Source organism: Aeromonas sp. LsrichE-8G, assembly GCF_022869435.1.
Lineage (GTDB): Bacteria > Pseudomonadota > Gammaproteobacteria > Enterobacterales > Aeromonadaceae > Aeromonas > Aeromonas caviae.
This window is the reverse complement of the sequence record NZ_JALIHH010000127.1, coordinates 1-2002: the sequence shown is the minus strand read 5'-3', so window position 1 is coordinate 2002 and position 2002 is coordinate 1. Positions and strand designations below refer to the sequence as shown.

Sequence of the window (2002 nt, the reverse complement as noted above, 5' to 3'; positions counted from 1 at the left end):
GGGACACGCCGTTTTAGCCTGTGGAGGCGTGGTGCAATCAGGCCGCCCGATGAAGCAGGAACCCGGTACTGCGCGAGCAGCTATCACCCAGTAATGGGAATCCCCCTCCTGTGACGCGAAGCGCTAAGGTGGGGGAGGATGTCAAACTCCCGTCATTGGTGGTGGCAGTAATGATAATGGCTGGCGCCGGGGCTTGCCTAATCGGCCCGGGTCATTCGGCCCAGGGCATCTCGGGCAGGCTGTCGAGGAACTCGCCGTAACGGACGAGGTTGAAGGGGCCCTGTTCGGCCTCCATGGCCATGAGTTCGGCGCCCAGGGCGCAGGCGATGTATTGCAGCGCCTCTTCCCGCGGGGTGCCCTTCATCACCAGGCGCATCAGGGTGGCTTTCACCTGGAGGGGATGGCCGTCGGCGAGCTGGTTCTCCACCATCTCCAGCAGTGTCTCTTCATCAAAAAATTCGGGGGTATCGGTCATGGCCGTTCTCCTGCCTGTTCCATGGGGTGGGCAGTATAGCGGGGACGCGGCTCCCGGGGGCGAAAATATCGTCCGGGTCTTGCCAAGGAAGCGGGGCGGGAGCAGTCTTGGACACTCTCTCTGCCGAACGAGCCCATGTCATGATCCTCTCCGAGCGCCTGGAACTGCGCGAACTGACCGTTGTCGATGCCCCCTTCATTCTCGAACTGCTCAACGATGGTGATTTTCACCGCTACATCGGCGATCGCGGGGTGCGTACCCTGGCGGATGCCGAAAACTACATCCAGCAGGGGCCTGCGGTCAGTTATGCCCGCCACGGTCACGGACTCTATCTGGTGGTGCGGCGGGAAGACGGGGCCAGGCTCGGCATCTGCGGGCTCATCAAGCGCGATACCCTGCCCTGTGAAGACATCGGCTATGCCTTCCTGCCCGCCTGGCGCGGCCAGGGCTATGCCATCGAAGCCGCGCGGGCGGCCATGGCAGATGGCCGCGAACGGCTCGGCATCGAGCGGGTGGTCGCCATCGTCACTCCGGGCAATGAGCGCTCGGTCCGGCTACTCGCCAAGCTGGGGCTGAGTCAGGGCAAACGGGTCAGGCTGGGAGCCGGCGAGGAGGAGTGCCTGCTGCTGGAGGCGCCGGACAAGGAGACTTGCGGGGTCTAGCCACCGCTCGGGGAGCGGGGCCATGCAGACTATGACGTCAGGCAAGGAGGCCGCCGTGAGTTGCGGCCTGTCTGCATCGGGCGCTGCCTGGGCAGGCAAGGTCAGTTGAGCTCTTCGATGGAGAACTCGCCTGCGATGCCATCACAGGAGATGGCGAAGCCGCCGCTGAAGCGGGTGCTGAACTGGATCAGGAACGCATCGTCGTCGTGCTCTTGCACGGGCAGGTTGATGGGTTTGCTGCGACGCAGGGGTTTGCGGATCTGTACGTGTTTCATCATGGTATTTCTCTATATAAATTAAGTGTTTGCTCCTTGTATTGGCAAATGTCAGGTCAATGGGCGCGGTCAGCACGATGGCGGACGAGCGCGCAGGAATACCCAGCCCGGTTCAGGGGCGTCTGCACTTTCAAGGAAGGCGCCAAGGACCACGCGGATGCATGATGCTACTTGGGAGTGGGCAGATCGGGTCTGCACCGTGAGAGCCGGGCAACGCAGGCAGACAGCCTGAACGGTTCTCAAGGCGAGTAAATCAGAAGAAGGTTATGCGGGTACTGGCAGGATTCATCGTGAGGTGAAGCATTGCGAACATAATCAGGGCTGATTAACTAGCCGGCGCGCATTCTCTCCTCGAAATGTGTAAAAAGCAAACACTAATTGTGCGTTCACCCAGTCATTCCCTGTTTTTCTCTGCCACGGGGATGACAAAAGGGCTCCCTTGGGAGTAATGCCGATCAGTTAAGGATCCATTGACCGATCCTCAGGCTGTGTAAGAATCCGAAACTCCTTGTTGGGTTTCGGATTTTTTTATGCGTATCGACCAAGCTCTCGACTTCATTCACGCCTGTCCTCCCGGAAAGTTTGAGTCC

At 60.2% G+C, this 2002-nt stretch carries 3 protein-coding genes; 1 reads left to right on the top strand and 2 read right to left on the bottom strand.

The features are described 5' to 3' along the window. Positions 1–211: 211 nt before the first annotated feature. The gene (locus tag MUW49_RS17065; protein WP_039040440.1) at positions 212–475 is read right to left on the bottom strand and encodes a hypothetical protein; all 264 of its coding nucleotides are present in this window, start codon (positions 473–475) and stop codon (positions 212–214) included. A 140-nt stretch (positions 476–615) separates the two neighbouring features. Between MUW49_RS17065 and MUW49_RS17060 the strand changes: the two genes are divergently transcribed. Continuing rightward, on the top strand, positions 616–1137 hold the full coding sequence (locus MUW49_RS17060; RefSeq protein WP_049637292.1) for a GNAT family N-acetyltransferase: 522 nt from the start codon (positions 616–618) through the stop codon (positions 1135–1137). Positions 1138–1238: 101 nt separating this feature from the next. Here MUW49_RS17060 and MUW49_RS17055 read toward each other — a convergent pair whose 3' ends face one another. Then, on the bottom strand, positions 1239–1415 hold the full coding sequence (locus MUW49_RS17055) for a hypothetical protein (protein ID WP_010672653.1): 177 nt from the start codon (positions 1413–1415) through the stop codon (positions 1239–1241). Positions 1416–2002 lie beyond the last annotated feature (587 nt).

Excerpts from the sequence above, each read along its gene's own strand:
- MUW49_RS17065 (WP_039040440.1), bottom strand. The coding sequence starts at position 475 with ATGACCGATACCCCCGAATTTTTTGATGAAGAGACACTGCTGGAGATG.
- MUW49_RS17060 (WP_049637292.1), top strand. The coding sequence starts at position 616 with ATGATCCTCTCCGAGCGCCTGGAACTGCGCGAACTGACCGTTGTCGAT.
- MUW49_RS17055 (WP_010672653.1), bottom strand. The coding sequence starts at position 1,415 with ATGATGAAACACGTACAGATCCGCAAACCCCTGCGTCGCAGCAAACCC.